Source organism: Corynebacterium casei LMG S-19264 (assembly GCF_000550785.1).
GTDB lineage: Bacteria > Actinomycetota > Actinomycetes > Mycobacteriales > Mycobacteriaceae > Corynebacterium > Corynebacterium casei.
This window is the reverse complement of the sequence record NZ_CP004350.1, coordinates 2,238,228-2,253,971: the sequence shown is the minus strand read 5'-3', so window position 1 is coordinate 2,253,971 and position 15,744 is coordinate 2,238,228. Positions and strand designations below refer to the sequence as shown.

At 54.2% G+C, this 15,744-nt stretch carries 9 protein-coding genes and 3 rRNA genes; 7 read left to right on the top strand and 5 right to left on the bottom strand.

The window, feature by feature from the left end; translation table 11 throughout:
• From CCASEI_RS10335 to CCASEI_RS10310, 6 genes are all read left to right on the top strand, one after another.
• On the top strand, nt 1-1,026 hold the full coding sequence (locus CCASEI_RS10335) for an iron chelate uptake ABC transporter family permease subunit (protein ID WP_025387937.1): 1,026 nt from the start codon (nt 1-3) through the stop codon (nt 1,024-1,026).
• Nucleotides 1,023-1,778 carry an iron ABC transporter ATP-binding protein gene (locus CCASEI_RS10330; RefSeq protein ID WP_006823419.1) on the top strand — a complete coding sequence of 252 codons (756 nt, stop codon included), beginning with the start codon at nt 1,023-1,025 and terminating at the stop codon, nt 1,776-1,778. Before CCASEI_RS10335 ends, CCASEI_RS10330 begins: the two co-directional genes overlap by 4 nt.
• 755 nt (nt 1,779-2,533) lie before the next feature.
• Nucleotides 2,534-4,056, top strand: a 16S ribosomal RNA gene (locus CCASEI_RS10325).
• A gap of 522 nt (nt 4,057-4,578) precedes the next feature.
• A 23S ribosomal RNA gene (locus CCASEI_RS10320) occupies nt 4,579-7,656 on the top strand.
• Between the two features lie 170 nt (nt 7,657-7,826).
• Nucleotides 7,827-7,945 (top strand): 5S ribosomal RNA (gene rrf, locus CCASEI_RS10315).
• Together the 16S, 23S and 5S rRNA genes form the textbook arrangement of a ribosomal RNA operon.
• 233 nt (nt 7,946-8,178) lie before the next feature.
• Nucleotides 8,179-9,294: a hypothetical protein gene (locus CCASEI_RS10310; protein WP_006822932.1), complete on the top strand. Its 1,116-nt coding sequence runs from the start codon at nt 8,179-8,181 to the stop codon at nt 9,292-9,294.
• An 18-nt stretch (nt 9,295-9,312) separates the two neighbouring features.
• Here the strand turns inward: CCASEI_RS10310 and CCASEI_RS10305 are convergent, their stop codons facing one another.
• From CCASEI_RS10305 to CCASEI_RS10285, 5 genes are read right to left on the bottom strand one after another with little or no spacing between them, the layout of a single operon-like run.
• Nucleotides 9,313-9,597: a hypothetical protein gene (locus CCASEI_RS10305; protein ID WP_139017187.1), complete on the bottom strand. Its 285-nt coding sequence runs from the start codon at nt 9,595-9,597 to the stop codon at nt 9,313-9,315.
• 51 nt (nt 9,598-9,648) lie between these two features.
• Complete coding sequence (locus tag CCASEI_RS10300) at nt 9,649-10,794, bottom strand: pyridoxal phosphate-dependent aminotransferase (RefSeq protein ID WP_006822934.1); 1,146 nt, start codon at nt 10,792-10,794, stop codon at nt 9,649-9,651.
• A gap of 5 nt (nt 10,795-10,799) precedes the next feature.
• Nucleotides 10,800-11,441, bottom strand: coding sequence for a DUF3239 domain-containing protein (locus CCASEI_RS10295; RefSeq protein WP_025387935.1), 642 nt, complete (start codon nt 11,439-11,441; stop codon nt 10,800-10,802).
• Between the two features lie 49 nt (nt 11,442-11,490).
• On the bottom strand, nt 11,491-13,122 hold the full coding sequence (locus CCASEI_RS10290) for a DNA repair helicase XPB (RefSeq protein WP_038574660.1): 1,632 nt from the start codon (nt 13,120-13,122) through the stop codon (nt 11,491-11,493).
• 33 nt (nt 13,123-13,155) lie between these two features.
• A complete protein-coding gene (locus tag CCASEI_RS10285) occupies nt 13,156-15,396 on the bottom strand; it encodes a helicase-associated domain-containing protein (RefSeq protein WP_006822937.1) in 2,241 nt (746 codons plus the stop codon).
• Nucleotides 15,397-15,461: 65 nt separating this feature from the next.
• Between CCASEI_RS10285 and CCASEI_RS10280 the strand changes: the two genes are divergently transcribed.
• Nucleotides 15,462-15,647: a hypothetical protein gene (locus tag CCASEI_RS10280; protein ID WP_006822938.1), complete on the top strand. Its 186-nt coding sequence runs from the start codon at nt 15,462-15,464 to the stop codon at nt 15,645-15,647.
• Nucleotides 15,648-15,744: the final 97 nt, after the last annotated feature.

Here is a 15,744-nt window from a genome sequence, read left to right as displayed (position 1 = left end):
ATGGCATCCAAGGGCAAAGAAAAAACGCGTCACGTTGGTGCGTTCCAGTCGGCAAAGGCGGCACGTAAATACTGGATAATGATCATCGTCATGTCGGTGATGGCAGTCCTATTCTCATTTGGTCTGCTTTCTTATGAAAACCCGATGGAATTTGGTACCAAGGAGTACTGGCTCATCGCCAATCGCCGTCTTGACGGTGTAATCGCAATGGGCTTGGTTGCCGTATGTCAGGCAGTAGCGACGGTTGCGTTCCACACAGTGACCAATAACCGAATTCTGACTCCATCGATTATGGGTTTTGAATCGCTCTACCGAGTAATTCACACCTCGACGATCTTCTTCTTCGGAGCTGTTGGCCTCAACAATGCCCGGACGCTCGAGATGTTCGTCATCCAGCTCATCTTGATGGTGTTTCTCTCGCTGCTGCTGTACTCCTGGCTGTTGACCGGGCGCTCACAGAATATGCACGCTATGTTGTTGGTCGGTATCGTCATCGGCGGTGGCCTTGGTTCGATTTCGACTTTCATGCAACGAATGCTGACTCCAAGTGAGTTCGACATTTTGACCGCGCGTCTATTTGGCTCTGTTACCAATGCTGATACGGACTACTATCCCATTGCGGTTCCGCTCATTATTGGCGCGACTACGTTGATGTATCTAAACTCCCGTCGTCTCAACGTATTGTCACTCGGCCGCGACGCCGCAATCAGCCTGGGCGTTAATCACAAGGCGAATGCGATTTACACGCTGGTACTGGTTTCCATCCTCATGGCAACCACCACGGCACTCGTTGGTCCAATGACCTTCCTTGGATTCCTCGTGGCAACCTTGGCGTATCAGTTCGCTGAAACCTATGACCACCGCTTCTTGTTCCCAATGGCCGCCATTACTGGCTTTGTAGTCCTAACCGGCGCATACTTCATTATGAGACATGTGTTCTACGCACAGGGCGTAGTCACCATCATTATTGAACTGGTAGGCGGTTCCGTGTTCCTGTACGTCATCCTAAGAAAGGGTCGACTGTGATTACTCTGACTGGCGTCAAAAAGGCGTATTCCTCAGAAACCGAAATTGGCCCTGTCAACCTTGAGATCCCAGCGGGCGGCATTACCGCGCTGATTGGCCCCAACGGTGCAGGTAAGTCAACACTGCTAACAATGATTGGCCGCTTGCTCGGCATGGACTCGGGCCAGATTCAGGTCGCCGGGATGGACATTTCCACGTCAAAGTCGAAGGACTTGGCCAAGATCGTCTCCATCCTCCGACAGGACAACCACTTCATTACCAAGCTGACCGTGCGCCAGTTGGTCGGTTTCGGACGTTTCCCATATTCCAGTGGACGTCTTACCGATGAAGACGAAGAGATCATTACTAAGTACATTGACTTCCTTCACCTTGGCGCATTAGAAGACCGCTACCTAGATCAGCTCTCCGGTGGGCAGCGTCAGCGCGCATATGTCGCGATGGTTCTGTGCCAGGAAACTGACTACGTGCTACTCGATGAGCCTTTGAACAACTTGGACATCGCTCACTCCGTGGAGATGATGCGCCACCTCAAGGAAGCTGCCGAAGAGTTTGGCCGCACCATCATCGTGGTTCTTCATGACATCAACTACGCAGCCCGTTATGCCGAGTACATCTGTGCGGTAAAGGATGGTCAGATTGTGGCTTTCGGAACGCCAGAAGAAATCATGCGGGAAGAAGTGCTTACTCCAATCTTTAATACCCAGATTCAGGTCATTGGGGGACCTGGTGGATTGCTCGCTTGCTACCACTAAACGCCTACGCGAAATAGCGTGACGCTAAATCTCAGTAGCTTCACGCAAGTTCAATTTAATGCCCGTCACCAATCAGGTGGCGGGCATTGTGCGTCGCAGGGAAGCACTTCTTCATGATGTGCCAAACGATTGCAGGACGCCTGAAATAGGCGGTGACGTGCAGATATTTGTCAATCGAAAAGCCCGATTTGCCTTAATCGACGAAGATCAACTACCTTTATGGATGTCGCCGAGAGGTTGCCGCAAGGTAAACGCGAAGCGAAACAAATAAGAACTTCAAAGCAAGGATTTGACACAGTCGAATCCATAGCGTAAGTTTAATAAAGCCGCTTAAGAGCGGGGTGAAGATAGAAAGCCCTAATCGAGCGTGCGATTGTTGTCTGAGAACTCAATAGTGTGCCAATGTACTAGATATATTATTTTTGTCTGTGTTGTGTGGATGAGGATTATGTTGGGCTAGATACTCTTTTGGGTGTTTGGTTGTTGGTGTGTACCGGATGTCACTTGTCGTTAATTGGGTGTCATTGAAAATAGTTAAATATTTTAACGGTGCATATTGAATATCGATGTAATTGTTGTCTGTAGTGATACAGGATAAACACTTTTTACCTTACTCAGTCAGTTTGTTCTGGTTGGGTTTGTTGATTTCTTTATGTAGTAATTTTTGGTCAGCTTCACACTTGGTAGAGTTGCTTTGTGTGTTGTTTGTCTTTTTTGCTTGGTTTGGGCTTTCTCGCCTTAATGTTTTTGCATTTTTTGTGGAGAGTTTGATCCTGGCTCAGGATGAACGCTGGCGGCGTGCTTAACACATGCAAGTCGAACGGAAAGGCCTCAGCTTGCTGGGGTACTCGAGTGGCGAACGGGTGAGTAACACGTGGGTGATCTGCCCTGCACTTTGGGATAAGCTTGGGAAACTGGGTCTAATACCGAATATGACCACTTCTTGGATGTTGTGGTGGAAAGCTTTTGCGGTGTGGGATGAGCCTGCGGCCTATCAGCTTGTTGGTGGGGTAATGGCCTACCAAGGCGGCGACGGGTATCCGGCCTGAGAGGGTGTACGGACACATTGGGACTGAGATACGGCCCAGACTCCTACGGGAGGCAGCAGTGGGGAATATTGCACAATGGGCGCAAGCCTGATGCAGCGACGCCGCGTGGGGGATGAAGGCCTTCGGGTTGTAAACTCCTTTCGCTATCGACGAAGCCACTTGTGGTGACGGTAGGTAGATAAGAAGCACCGGCTAACTACGTGCCAGCAGCCGCGGTAATACGTAGGGTGCAAGCGTTGTCCGGAATTACTGGGCGTAAAGAGCTCGTAGGTGGTTTGTCGCGTCGTCTGTGAAATCCCGGGGCTTAACTTCGGGCGTGCAGGCGATACGGGCATAACTTGAGTGCTGTAGGGGAGACTGGAATTCCTGGTGTAGCGGTGAAATGCGCAGATATCAGGAGGAACACCGATGGCGAAGGCAGGTCTCTGGGCAGTAACTGACGCTGAGGAGCGAAAGCATGGGTAGCGAACAGGATTAGATACCCTGGTAGTCCATGCCGTAAACGGTGGGCGCTAGGTGTAGGGGGCTTCCACGTCTTCTGTGCCGTAGCTAACGCATTAAGCGCCCCGCCTGGGGAGTACGGCCGCAAGGCTAAAACTCAAAGGAATTGACGGGGGCCCGCACAAGCGGCGGAGCATGTGGATTAATTCGATGCAACGCGAAGAACCTTACCTGGGCTTGACATGTACCGGATTGGGCTAGAGATAGTCTTTCCCTTGTGGTCGGTATACAGGTGGTGCATGGTTGTCGTCAGCTCGTGTCGTGAGATGTTGGGTTAAGTCCCGCAACGAGCGCAACCCTTGTCTTATGTTGCCAGCACGTTATGGTGGGAACTCATGAGAGACTGCCGGGGTTAACTCGGAGGAAGGTGGGGATGACGTCAAATCATCATGCCCCTTATGTCCAGGGCTTCACACATGCTACAATGGTCGATACAATGGGCAGCGACATCGTGAGGTGAAGCGAATCCCTGAAAGTCGGCCTTAGTTCGGATTGGGGTCTGCAACTCGACCCCATGAAGTCGGAGTCGCTAGTAATCGCAGATCAGCAACGCTGCGGTGAATACGTTCCCGGGCCTTGTACACACCGCCCGTCACGTCATGAAAGTTGGTAACACCCGAAGCCAGTGGCCTAAACTTGTTAGGGAGCTGTCGAAGGTGGGATCGGCGATTGGGACGAAGTCGTAACAAGGTAGCCGTACCGGAAGGTGCGGCTGGATCACCTCCTTTCTAAGGAGCTTATATTTTATAACCCGCATCTTGAGTAGTTTCTTGAGGTTTGTTGGGTTGGTGGTTGATGACCCGAGTGTGGTCATGCCACCATGTTGAATCGGAGTGGAAACACACCGCCGGTCGAAGAGATCGGTAACAGAATCTTTTTAAGCACATATACAGGCAATCTTTTTCTAGGTTATTGCGTTGGCACACTGTTGGGTGTCTGGGACAACAATCCATTTTTTGTGGGTTGGTCCTGGTGCTCACATCAGATTTGAGACACACACGAACTTTTAGGTTGTGGTTGTTGATGGTGGTGTGGGGTGTTGTGTGAGAACTGTATAGTGGACGCGAGCATCCACCACGCAAGCGTTGGTTTGTGTGGTGTGTGTAATTTCTTATTTTTTTTGTGAGAACGACATGCCATTGCTGATGCTTTCGAGTGTTGGTGGTGGTGTGTGTTTAGTATTTTTTAGTTACGGTTGTTCACCCCCATTTCTGGTGGTCATCTTGTGGTGGTTGTTGGTTGTGGGGTGTGTGTTCGTTATTTAAGGGCGCATGGTGGATGCCTTGGTATGCTGGGCCGATGAAGGACGTGTAAGGCTGCGTTAAGCCTCGGGGAGTTGTCAATTGAGCGTTGATCCGAGGATGTCCGAATGGGGAAACCCACCTATCGTTATGGGTAGGTACCCGCTAGTGAATTCATAGCTGGTGTGGGGGTTATACGTGGGGAAGTGAAACATCTTAGTACCTGCAGGAGGAGAAAATAATAATGATTCTGCTAGTAGCGGCGAGCGAACGTGGATGAGGCTAAACCGTGTGTATGTGATACCTGGTAGGGGTTGTGCATGCGGTGTTGTGGGGCCATGATTTTTTGTATCTACCAGTACAAAGCGCGCAGTGTGTTGTTAGGTGAAGTGGGTTGGAATGCCCGGCCGTAGAAGGTGAGAGCCCTGTAGGTGAAGACAATGTGTTGTGTGTGTTGTGGTGCCCGAGTAGCAGCGGGCTCGTGGAATCTGCTGTGAATCTGCCGGGACCACCCGGTAAGCCTAAATACTCAGTGTGACCGATAGTGTATGAGTACCGTGAGGGAATGGTGAAAAGTACCCCGGGAGGGGAGTGAAATAGTTCCTGAAACCATGTGTCTACAATCCGTCAGAGCCTCTTTTGTTGGGTGATGGCGTGCCTTTTGAAGAATGAGCCTGCGAGTCAGCGGCATGTCGCGAGGTTAACCCGTGTGGGGTAGCCGTAGGGAAACCGAATCCTAACTAGGGTGTTTCAGTGGCATGTTCTGGACCCGAAGCGGGGTGATCTACCCATGGCCAGTGTGAAGCGATGGTAAGACGTCGTGGAGGCGCGAACCCACGTAGGTTGAAAACTGCGGGGATGAGTTGTGGGTAGGGGTGAAAGGCCAATCAAACTCCGTGATAGCTGGTTCTCCCCGAAATGCATTTAGGTGCAGCGTCGTAGTAGCTTGGTGGAGGTAGAGCTACTGGTTGGTTGAGCGGGACTATCATCTTAGCAACATCAGCCAAACTCCGAATGCCATCAATGTGTTCTACGGCAGTGAGACTGTGGGGGATAAGCTTCATAGTCGAGAGGGAAACAGCCCAGATCGCCGGTTAAGGCCCCTAAGGGTGTGCTAAGTGGAAAAGGATGTAAGATCGCGAAGACAGCCAGGAGGTTGGCTTAGAAGCAGCCATCCTTGAAAGAGTGCGTAATAGCTCACTGGTCGAGTGGTTTTGCGCCGACAATGTAGTGGGGCTCAAGCACACCGCCGAAGCCGCGGCAAATAATTATGTTATTTGGGTAGGGGAGCGTCGTGCATGGGTTGAAGCGTTACCGTGAGGAGGCGTGGACTGTGTGCGAGTGAGAATGCAGGCATGAGTAACGAATTGAACAGTGAGAATCTGTTCCGCCGGATGACTAAGGGTTCCTGGGTCAAGTTCGTCTTCCCAGGGTGAGTCGGGACCTAAGGCGAGGCCGACAGGCGTAGTCGATGGACAACCAGTTGATATTCTGGTACCCGTATATGCGCGCCCGTGGTAAAGCATTGATACTAACCACCCACAAGCATGTGCCTTTTATCCTTCGGGATTGTTGGTGTGTGTGCGTGCGTGGGGCCTGAGATGTGGTCCAAGCGATGGGGTGACACAGGGAGGTAGCCATGCCACTTATTGGATTGTTGGTGTAAGCGTGCAAGCCGAGTGATAGGTAAATCCGTCGCTCATAATGGTTTAGGCGTGATGCGTAGCCTTTATTGGTGAAGTTGGTGATCCTGTACTGTCGAGAAAAGCCTCTAGCGATGTGTGTATATGGCCCGTACCCTAAACCGACACAGGTAGTCAGGTTGAAAATACTAAGGCGTTCGGGTGAACTGTGGTTAAGGAATTCGGCAAAATGCCCCCGTAACTTCGGAAGAAGGGGGACCTACCTAAGTGAGCATACTTGCTATGTGAGCTTGGGTGGGTCGCAGAGAATAGAGGGAAGCGACTGTTTATCAAAAACACAGGTCCATGCGAAGACGTTAAGTTGAGGTATATGGACTGACGCCTGCCCGGTGCTGGAAGGTTAAGAGGACCGGTTAGAGACTTTCGGGTTTCGAAGCTGAGAATTTAAGCCCCAGTAAACGGCGGTGGTAACTATAACCATCCTAAGGTAGCGAAATTCCTTGTCGGGTAAGTTCCGACCTGCACGAATGGCGTAACGACTTCTCTGCTGTCTCAACCACAGGCCCGGTGAAATTGCACTACGAGTAAAGATGCTCGTTACGCGCGGCAGGACGAAAAGACCCCGGGACCTTCACTATAGCTTGGTATTGGTGTTCGGTTCGGTTTGTGTAGGATAGGTGGGAGACTGTGAAGCTGCAACGCTAGTTGTGGTGGAGTCGTTGTTGAAATACCACTCTGATCGGATTGGATACCTGAACCTTGGCCCATGATCTGGGTTGGGGACAGTGCCTGGTGGGTAGTTTAACTGGGGCGGTTGCCTCCTAAAATGTAACGGAGGCGCCCAAAGGTTCCCTCAGCCTGGTTGGCAATCAGGTGGTGAGTGTAAGTGCACAAGGGAGCTTGACTGTGAGACTGACAGGTCGAGCAGGGACGAAAGTCGGGACTAGTGATCCGGCACCTACTTGTGGAAGTGGTGTCGCTCAACGGATAAAAGGTACCCCGGGGATAACAGGCTGATCTTCCCCAAGAGTCCATATCGACGGGATGGTTTGGCACCTCGATGTCGGCTCGTCGCATCCTGGGGCTGGAGTAGGTCCCAAGGGTTGGGCTGTTCGCCCATTAAAGCGGCACGCGAGCTGGGTTCAGAACGTCGTGAGACAGTTCGGTCTCTATCCGCCGCGCGCGTTGAAACTTGAAGAAGGCTGTCCCTAGTACGAGAGGACCGGGACGGACGTACCTCTGGTGTGCCAGTTGTTCCGCCAGGAGCATTGCTGGTTGGCTACGTACGGAAGGGATAACCGCTGAAAGCATCTAAGCGGGAAGCCTGTTTTAAGATGAGGTTTCTGTTGAGGTTCCCTACAGACTATAGGGTTGATAGGCCAGACCTGTACGCATTGTAAAATGCTAAGGCTACTGGTACTAATACACCAACAAACAAACACACCAAACACATAAGTCACACTGTGGCTGGTTTGGTATCGCAATCGTAACGAGAAAATACTCAAAAAAATAAGAACACATAAAGACTACTAGGTCTTTGTCGTGCAACGCGTCCACTATGCAGTATCTGACACAACACCCATAGCATCAGAACACTGATTGTTCCGATGATTTGTCGGTGGCCATAGCGGCAGGGAAACGCCCGGATATCCATTCCGAACCCGGAAGCTAAGCCTGCCCGCGCTGATGGTACTGCACCCGGGAGGGTGTGGGAGAGTAAGTTACCGCCGACACAAAAACAAAAAACAACTACATATACAAGAAGAGGGTTAGAACCGAGAAACACGGTTCTAACCCTCTTCTTGTCGTTTTACTACTTTCTCTCTTGTAAGAGCTACGGGGAATGCTCCCCAAATTGGCTTTATCATCGTTGAATTGGATGACGTTATAGCTGGTTACTGCTAGATTTAGCTTGATAGCAACATTGGCTTTGCGATATTCCCTGTGCCCTACAAGAAAGTTGCAAATGACTGGGTATTCCCTAAATCCATCCCGCCGTTCCCGACGTTTGGGTCTGTCTCATAGAGGTATTGCCTCATTAGCAGTCGTCTCCTTGGTTTTCGCTCTTGCTTCTTGCGGTACGTCAGATGCGGAAACGGATGAAGGAGCTTCTCCTTCTGTCACAACGATTACAATTACGTCCACTGCGGGGGAGACGACTACTGAGACGTCCACGACTGAGGATTCTGATGCGTTGTCGTTGGATCTGTATCGCCGCGTTATTGAAAGTCCTGAGTCCTTTCCAGTTAAAGGTGATGCAGATTTTGTGGCTCGGGGAAACTACTCCTACGCTCTAATTGAAGCAACGGGAGATGACCATCCGGAGCTTTTGCTGATGGTTCATGCTCGTGAATCTTCACCGATTAGTGTCTTCACTATTGAAGATGAAAGCTTGGTCCATGCTGACGGGGTTTTGATTGATGGTGCTCCCGGCGGTGGAGGTCTCAGGCTGCGGGTCAAGGGCTCCATCTCCGGGTCTGGTCTGTACCAGATTGACCATCATTCTTTGTCCGAAGACGGCCAGAGTACTCTCTTTGACTTTACAGACGGGCAATTGTTACGTGTCGAGGAGCCATCCTTCTTTAAGCTAGCTTCTCCGCCTTCGGATCATCACGATATCGAGTGGTTCGATACTGAAGAGCCTTCTGGCCTCGATGAGTGGGAGGGCGCTGGTACTTCGTCTAGTAGCAACGCTGAGCCTGTTGAATCTACAGCCGCATCAGAGTCTGAAGATTGGGGGACTTACCAATTCACTGGTGTGGTTGAAAAGGAGACTGCGCTGGAACTTATGGACGGTGGTGGGATGCCCAATAGTGAACCACTTGATGAGGAACACTTGGTAATGGTCCTTGATTCGCCAATGAATATAACGGCCCAAACTGTTGGTCCTCACACTCGTAGTGCGTTTATCGGCGAGGTTAACCTGCCGGGCTTCTTCCTTCAGGACGAGAGCTATGATTGGTCGCAGCATATCGGTGAAAGAATCACTATTTCTGCCGAACCCGAACATATTAGATTCCCGACTGATGCCAGTTTGCCGCTAGGTATGCTACGAGTTTTTGGCTTCAACTACATCAAATAGTCTCGCAGGGGGCTAGTGCTAGCGCAGGATGAGGTTGCCAGCGAAGTTTAGGGTGCCGAATACCAGCAGGAAAGTGGTCAGTCCGGCGAGGAAGATGATGAAGGCGAGGATGTTCCAGCGCTTCGTTTGGTTGAGGTGAGCGAGGAACAGGCTGACGTAGATCGCCGCTGTGCCGCCTACGAAAATAGAGGCGCCGATGACTAAGCCCGGGATGGGTACGGCGACGGCCACGATATAGGCAATGATGGCAACGACGGCGAGCCCCATTAGATTGCGGGCTGTTCGCTTAATGCTAAAATTCATGATTTCCCCGTAGGTATTGTGACCGCTAGTGGTCTTAGCCTAGCAGGAGCGCTAGAGGCGGAACAGGGGTGTTTGGGCCAGGCGTTCGGAGGCCTCGCGCAGGACGTCGTGCCGTTTGCAGAAAGCGAAGCGGACAAGTGGCTTCCAGGTCTCCTTGTGGTCGCTAAATCCCGCCAGCGGGATAGCAGCAACACCCTGGAGTTCTGGCAGACCCATGCAATAGTCGGTGCCGTCGTCGAAACCGAGAGGGGAGACATCGGCGACGATGAAGTAGGTGCCGGCGGTGTCGTACACTTTGAGGCCGGCGTTGCGGAGGCCATCGGCAAGAATATTCTTGCCCACCGCGAGGCTATCCACCATGCGGCGCAGCCAGGCGCGTTCATTGTGAATTGCGTGCGCGACCGCTGGCTGAAACGGGGTGGCGCCAACATAGGTCATAAATTGTTTGGCCTTGATGACTCCATCGAGAAGCGCTGGCTCCGCAATAGCCCAGCCGGTCTTCCAGCCGGTGGCGTTGTAAGACTTCGCGGCAGAGGAGCTCGTCACTGTGCGGGACTTCATGCCGGGCAGCTCATTGATGCGGGTGTGCTGGTTGCCTTCGAAGATGAGGTGCTCATAGACTTCATCAGAAAGCACCGTGAGATCGTGTGCGACGCAAATGCGCGCGAACTCCTCCAATGCCGCGCGAGAAAACACCGAACCGGTGGGGTTATGCGGGGAGTTGATAATAACCATGGAGGTTCTATCCGTAATGGCTGCGGCAAACGCAGCCGTGTTTAAATCCCAGGTACGGTCGACCTGACGCAGCGGGACGGAGACGCGCTGTGCGCCGGCCAGCGCAATGGCGGCGGCGTAGGCGTCATAATACGGGTCAAAGACAATGACCTCAGAACCGGGCTCAACAAGGCCCAAGACGGTCGCGGAAATAGCTTCCGTCGCGCCGACGGTAATCAGAACTTCCTCGGTGCCAACCCCGCGGGAATCAGCCACGGCCGAGCGCAGCACTTCCACGCCCTTGCCGGGCGCGTACTGGTTGTTGCCGCGTGCAATTTCGCGCTGCGCAATCTCCAACATGCGCGGCGGGCCATCGGTGTCAGGAAAACCCTGACCGAGGTTGATGGCGTTGTGCTTGGCCGCCGCAGCGGACATGGTGGCGAAGATAGTCTCGCCAAAAGGCTGCAACCTGCGTACTGTCATGCGCCTTAGAGTACCAAGAGGTCGAACTTAGTTGCCTTAACATCGGTCAGGCGTTTGCGGGCGCGTTCCAGCATCTGCCACTGCTCCTGCGGAACCGACTTGCGCGCGATGTCAACGACTTCTTGATCCGGGGTGCCCCAGGCAATCGGCATGGGAGTAATCTGCTGCCAGTGCTCACGTTCATTCGAGTTAACCTGGCCAGACACCGCAGCCACCGGAACCGTAGTGCCCACGGTGCGGGTGGTAATCCCAGGGATGGCGGTGACGGTGCGCAGCGTTGCCGCCCAGCGCGGCGGGCTCTTCGGGTCAACATTGGTGTTAACCAAAGCCATCAGTACCATGTCGCGCTCATTGACTTCCACAATCACGCCTGGAGCCAGTGGGTAGCGGTCATAGAGCTCCTGTGCCGTGCCCACCTTGCGTGCGGCAACAACGCCAACGATGGCGCACATGATGCCGAAGAGCCCGAGGCCGAGCCCGACGGTGATACGCCATGTGTCATCAATAAACATGTACGTCGCCACGCCGGCAATAACCAGAAGCAGACCCATAATCAGGCCGGACAGCCGCAGACGTCCCGAATCCTTCAGTAGCTCATTGTGCTTTTTTGCAAAAGCTTCGTCGACCTCAAACTTAAAAATCTTCATTAAGTCTCAATTCTACGTATCAGGATTAGGAATCTAGCGGCAGTGGGGCCTAGAGGTCGCTGGCATCTAACAACCGGTAGGCATAGCCTTGCTCGGCCAAGAAACGTTGCCGGTGCAAAGCATAAGTTGCATCAATACTATCGCGAGTGACCAAGGTGTAAAACGTTGCTTCGCCTCCATCAGCCTTTGGCCGAAGCAGTCGGCCAAGGCGTTGAGCCTCTTCTTGGCGGGAGCCAAAGGTTCCCGATAGCTGGATTGCCACGGCAGCTTCCGGTAGGTCAATGGAGAAGTTAGCCACCTTGGAGACCACCAGTACTTGGATGTCGCCTTGGCGGAAGGCTTCGAAGAGCTTCTCACGTTGGGCATTGGAGGTTTTGCCGTGGATGAGGGGAGCATCAAGCCGCTTTGCGATGTCTTCTAGTTGCTCGACGTAGCCGCCGATGATCAGCATCTGCTGGCCAGCATGCCTGCCGATGATTTCTTTCACGGCTGTAAACTTCGCGTCCGCGGTTGCTGAGATGCGGTAGCGGTCGCGGTTTTCTGCGGTGGCATAGACCATGCGTTCTTCGGCGTTCATGTCCACGCGCACCTCGACGCAATCGGCAATCGCGATGAAACCAGACATCTCCAGTTCTTTCCACGGCGCGTCATAGCGCTTCGGACCGATGAGTGAGAAGACATCGCCCTCGCGGCCATCTTCACGCACCAAAGTTGCGGTGAGTCCCAGCCGGCGGCGTGACTGCAGGTCAGAGGTCATGCGGAAAACTGGTGCGGGCAGAAGATGCACCTCGTCATAGATGACCAGGCCCCAATCCCGAGAGTCGAAGAGTTCCAGCGCGCGGTATTCGCCCTTGGTTTTACGCGTGACCACTTGGTAGGTGGCGATGGTGACCGGCTTGATCTCTTTCTTTTCACCGGAGTATTCGCCGATCTCATTTTCTGTCAGTGTTGTGCGGCGCAGCAGCTCATCGCGCCATTGACGGCCAGCCACGGTGTTGGTGACCAGAATGAGCGTGGTGGCCTTGGCCTTGGCCATTGCAGCTGCACCGACGATGGTTTTGCCGGCGCCACAGGGCAGCACAACCACACCGGAACCGCCCTCCCAGAAAGAATCGGTGGCGTATTCCTGATAATCACGCAGTGCCCAGCCGGACTCATCGAGCGCAATCGGATGTGCTTCACCATCGACGTAGCCGGCGAGGTCTTCGGCGGGCCAGCCGACTTTGAGCAATTCTTGCTTGATTCGCCCGCGCTCTGACGGCGGGATTGAAACCGACAAGTCATCAATGCGTGCGCCGAGCATCCCGCCAATCTTTTTGTGCCGGACGAGCTCTTCAATGATCGCCTGCTCCGTGGATTCCAGAATCAATCCATGCGCCGGGGACTTGAGGATTCGGACGCGGCCGTAACGCGACATGGTCTCGGCGACATCGACAAGCAATGCTTGTGGCACCGGGAAACGGGAGAAAGTCTCCAGCACGTGCACGGCCTGCTCCGCGTCGTGGCCAGCGGCCTTCGCGTTCCACAACGCCAACGGCGTGATGCGGTAAGTGTGGATATGCTCCGGTGCGCGCTCGAGCTCCGCGAAGGGAGCGAGCGCCGCGCGAGCTTCATGCGCCTGGGGATGATCGACTTCGAGTAAGACTGTCTTATCAGACTGCACAATCAGCGGACCATTCATTTCACCCAGTTTAGGTGACGCTCCCGCTTCTTCCTAGTCCATCACCACTGCTGAGATGCGATGCAGCGGGAAGCGCACCGTGTTTGTACCCACGAGGGCATCTACCTGGCCGCCGTCCACGCGCAGCGGGGTCGCGCCGACGGTGGTGGGCTCGCCGTGCTTGTTGGCATACGTGATTTTCACCGGGTGGCTGCTGCGGGCTGCAGCTCTGAGTACCGCCGTGAAATCTTCTGCCGAAACGGCAAGCTTTTTAGGCTGCGAATGAGACTTGGAAATAAGGTGTGCCACCGCGCGCTCGACATGGTCATCGCCCGTTGTTGTCCGTGTCGTGGTGCGTGCAGCGCCAGCACGAGAGGCTTTGGCGGGTTTGGAGGCCGGTACCAGAGCGGGTTCGGGGCGGACATCGATGGATACGCCTGATTCATCTTCTGCCGCTGGGCTAAAGCCCTGCGCGCGCAGCTGCTCAAGTACTTCAGATAAAGGCAACGAAGAGACTGCTACCGTCGGCGCAATCGCACGGAGCTCCGGCACTGTGGCGGCTGCCTGGGTGAGCATTGTCGAGTCATCACTGCGGACATAACAGCGCACCGCTGAGGAGCGAAGGGTGCCGTGGCTGCGCGCGACGTCATCGATAAGCACTGCGATAGCCTGGGGAACATCCCCCCACGTGTGTGCGGAAAGAAAGTCTTTCATCTCCGCACCTGTGAGCGCTGAGTCTAGTCCGCGGCGAATGGACGCGTGATCGAAGCGGTACACGCTGGCCAAGCCCGGGGACTCCAGCGTGGCAAACGATGACAACACGCGCTGGACAGCCGGGGTGAGCGGGCCGGGTGCCATGACGGTGTGATCGGCCTGGATGATGAACTGCTCAATCGGCTCTGGGCACAAGCTGCCTGTGGCCTCGAATGATTCTCGCACCACGGCTGTTGCTTGCCCGCGCGCGATGGCGCCAATCCACTGCACTTCCTGCAATAGGTGCGTGAGCGTATCCCGGTTGGTGTGCAAGATAGTCAGTGGATGAAGATAGGCAAAGGCTTGCCAGAAGGTATCTTTACCCAGCGGCTCATTCGCAGCCTTGAACGTGTGCACGATAAGCGCGCGCAGCTCCGGAAGCCGCGGGTTTTCCACCTCTGGGTCAAGCCCGCGCTGGGATTCCCAGTAGGCGGCGTCCATGCGCTCCCAGCCTTCCAAAAGCACCTTCCAACGCTCATCCAGCGGCGAATCCATCCATTCCATGGCCTGCAAGGTGGGTGCCAGGAAGTTTCCCTCCAGCCCTTCGGGCTCGCCTCGGCCTAAAAGGCGCGCGGACATACCTAGCGCCAGCAGCGCCTTGGTTTCCTTTTCTTCCCGGTTAATCTCTTGTGCCACCTGGGAGAGCTGACGGATCCCTAAAGACTTGTTCTTCAACAGTGCCTGTGGCTTGCGGACTAGCGCGTCAATCACTCGGTCCATTGCGTAGACCACGTCCAACCCTGCCGCCGTACCGGATTGGTCCGCCTTGGTTTCCTGCTCAGCTGCTTCATCCTGCGCCGCGCCGCTGGCATCTACTTCTGCCTCAAAGCGAAGCTCGGCTGGTGCTTGCAGCGGCACGATGACCGGCTGCTGGCCTTTGATTGCCTGCAACGTGGTGCGCGGCAGCTTGATGGTGTGGCTACCGTCTTCAATCAGAAGCTTCTGTGCCAGCAGCTCCTTGAGTGCAGCGGAGTCGGCGATAGAAGAGTTCGCGCCAACCGTGACAATGGACCCACCTGCCCGGGCGATGGTGGCAAGCACCTCGCGCTTATCTGCGCTCAACGCGCGCACTTCTTCAGTGCTAACCTCCGGCTGCTCCAACAACATCAACCCTGAAGGCAGCGCCTGGACCACACGGGGGAGCAGGCAAAAACCCGGTTCTGCTGAAGAAGAAGCTTCAGTACTGGTGACATCAAAGATCAAAGCCTTGGCTCGCAGTGAAGCGATAGCTTCCTTCGGTGCGAAGCGCAGCATGTGTGTGATCGATGAAACCGTCACCGGCTCGAGCTCCGCTCCCTTTCGTGATAGCGCCTCAATAACGGCGAGCTCGGCTGCAGTACAGCCGGCTAATGCCATTGCGATTGAGCCCGGAAGCAGCATGCGCGTAGCTAGTGCGTTAATGTCCGGGGGTACCGGGATTGCGGTATCCGGGCGGTTGGACAAGACCGCCTCAAGGTCCGGTTTATCTAGCGTGGCCAGCCAGTTTCTAAACGCATGGACCTGATCGCGAGGTTTGGTGGAGGATTTTTGGGCAGCAGACATAATAACTTCCAAGTTTAGCCACCATTGAGTTACGTTTTTGCGCTGGGTTTGGCACAATAAGAGTTATGTCGAATGTAGAAAAGAAGGGCCACGTCTCCCCGAACTGGCCGGTTACCGATCGTGATCACGCAATTACTGAAATCGTTGCACCGTTTACCGGTCCGTCCAGCCCATGGGGCGATGACACTGTGCTTCCATTGCCACAGGAGAAGCTGAACTACGTTCACCCTTACACCCGCATCAACCGCTAAAGCACTTTTGCTTTAACGGCTGCACCTAGCCCCATCATCCCCGCACCACGCGGAGGTGGTGGGGCTATATGTGATCCGGGAGTGTCACGCGATCACC

What these genes read in the sequence shown, in the direction of transcription:
- CCASEI_RS10335 (WP_025387937.1), top strand. Translation starts at nt 1, where the DNA reads ATGGCATCCAAGGGCAAAGAAAAAACGCGTCACGTTGGTGCGTTCCAG.
- CCASEI_RS10310 (WP_006822932.1), top strand. Translation starts at nt 8,179, where the DNA reads ATGACTGGGTATTCCCTAAATCCATCCCGCCGTTCCCGACGTTTGGGT.
- CCASEI_RS10305 (WP_139017187.1), bottom strand. Translation starts at nt 9,597, where the DNA reads ATGAATTTTAGCATTAAGCGAACAGCCCGCAATCTAATGGGGCTCGCC.
- CCASEI_RS10300 (WP_006822934.1), bottom strand. Translation starts at nt 10,794, where the DNA reads ATGACAGTACGCAGGTTGCAGCCTTTTGGCGAGACTATCTTCGCCACC.
- CCASEI_RS10295 (WP_025387935.1), bottom strand. Translation starts at nt 11,441, where the DNA reads ATGAAGATTTTTAAGTTTGAGGTCGACGAAGCTTTTGCAAAAAAGCAC.
- CCASEI_RS10290 (WP_038574660.1), bottom strand. Translation starts at nt 13,122, where the DNA reads ATGAATGGTCCGCTGATTGTGCAGTCTGATAAGACAGTCTTACTCGAA.
- CCASEI_RS10285 (WP_006822937.1), bottom strand. Translation starts at nt 15,396, where the DNA reads ATGTCTGCTGCCCAAAAATCCTCCACCAAACCTCGCGATCAGGTCCAT.
- CCASEI_RS10280 (WP_006822938.1), top strand. Translation starts at nt 15,462, where the DNA reads ATGTCGAATGTAGAAAAGAAGGGCCACGTCTCCCCGAACTGGCCGGTT.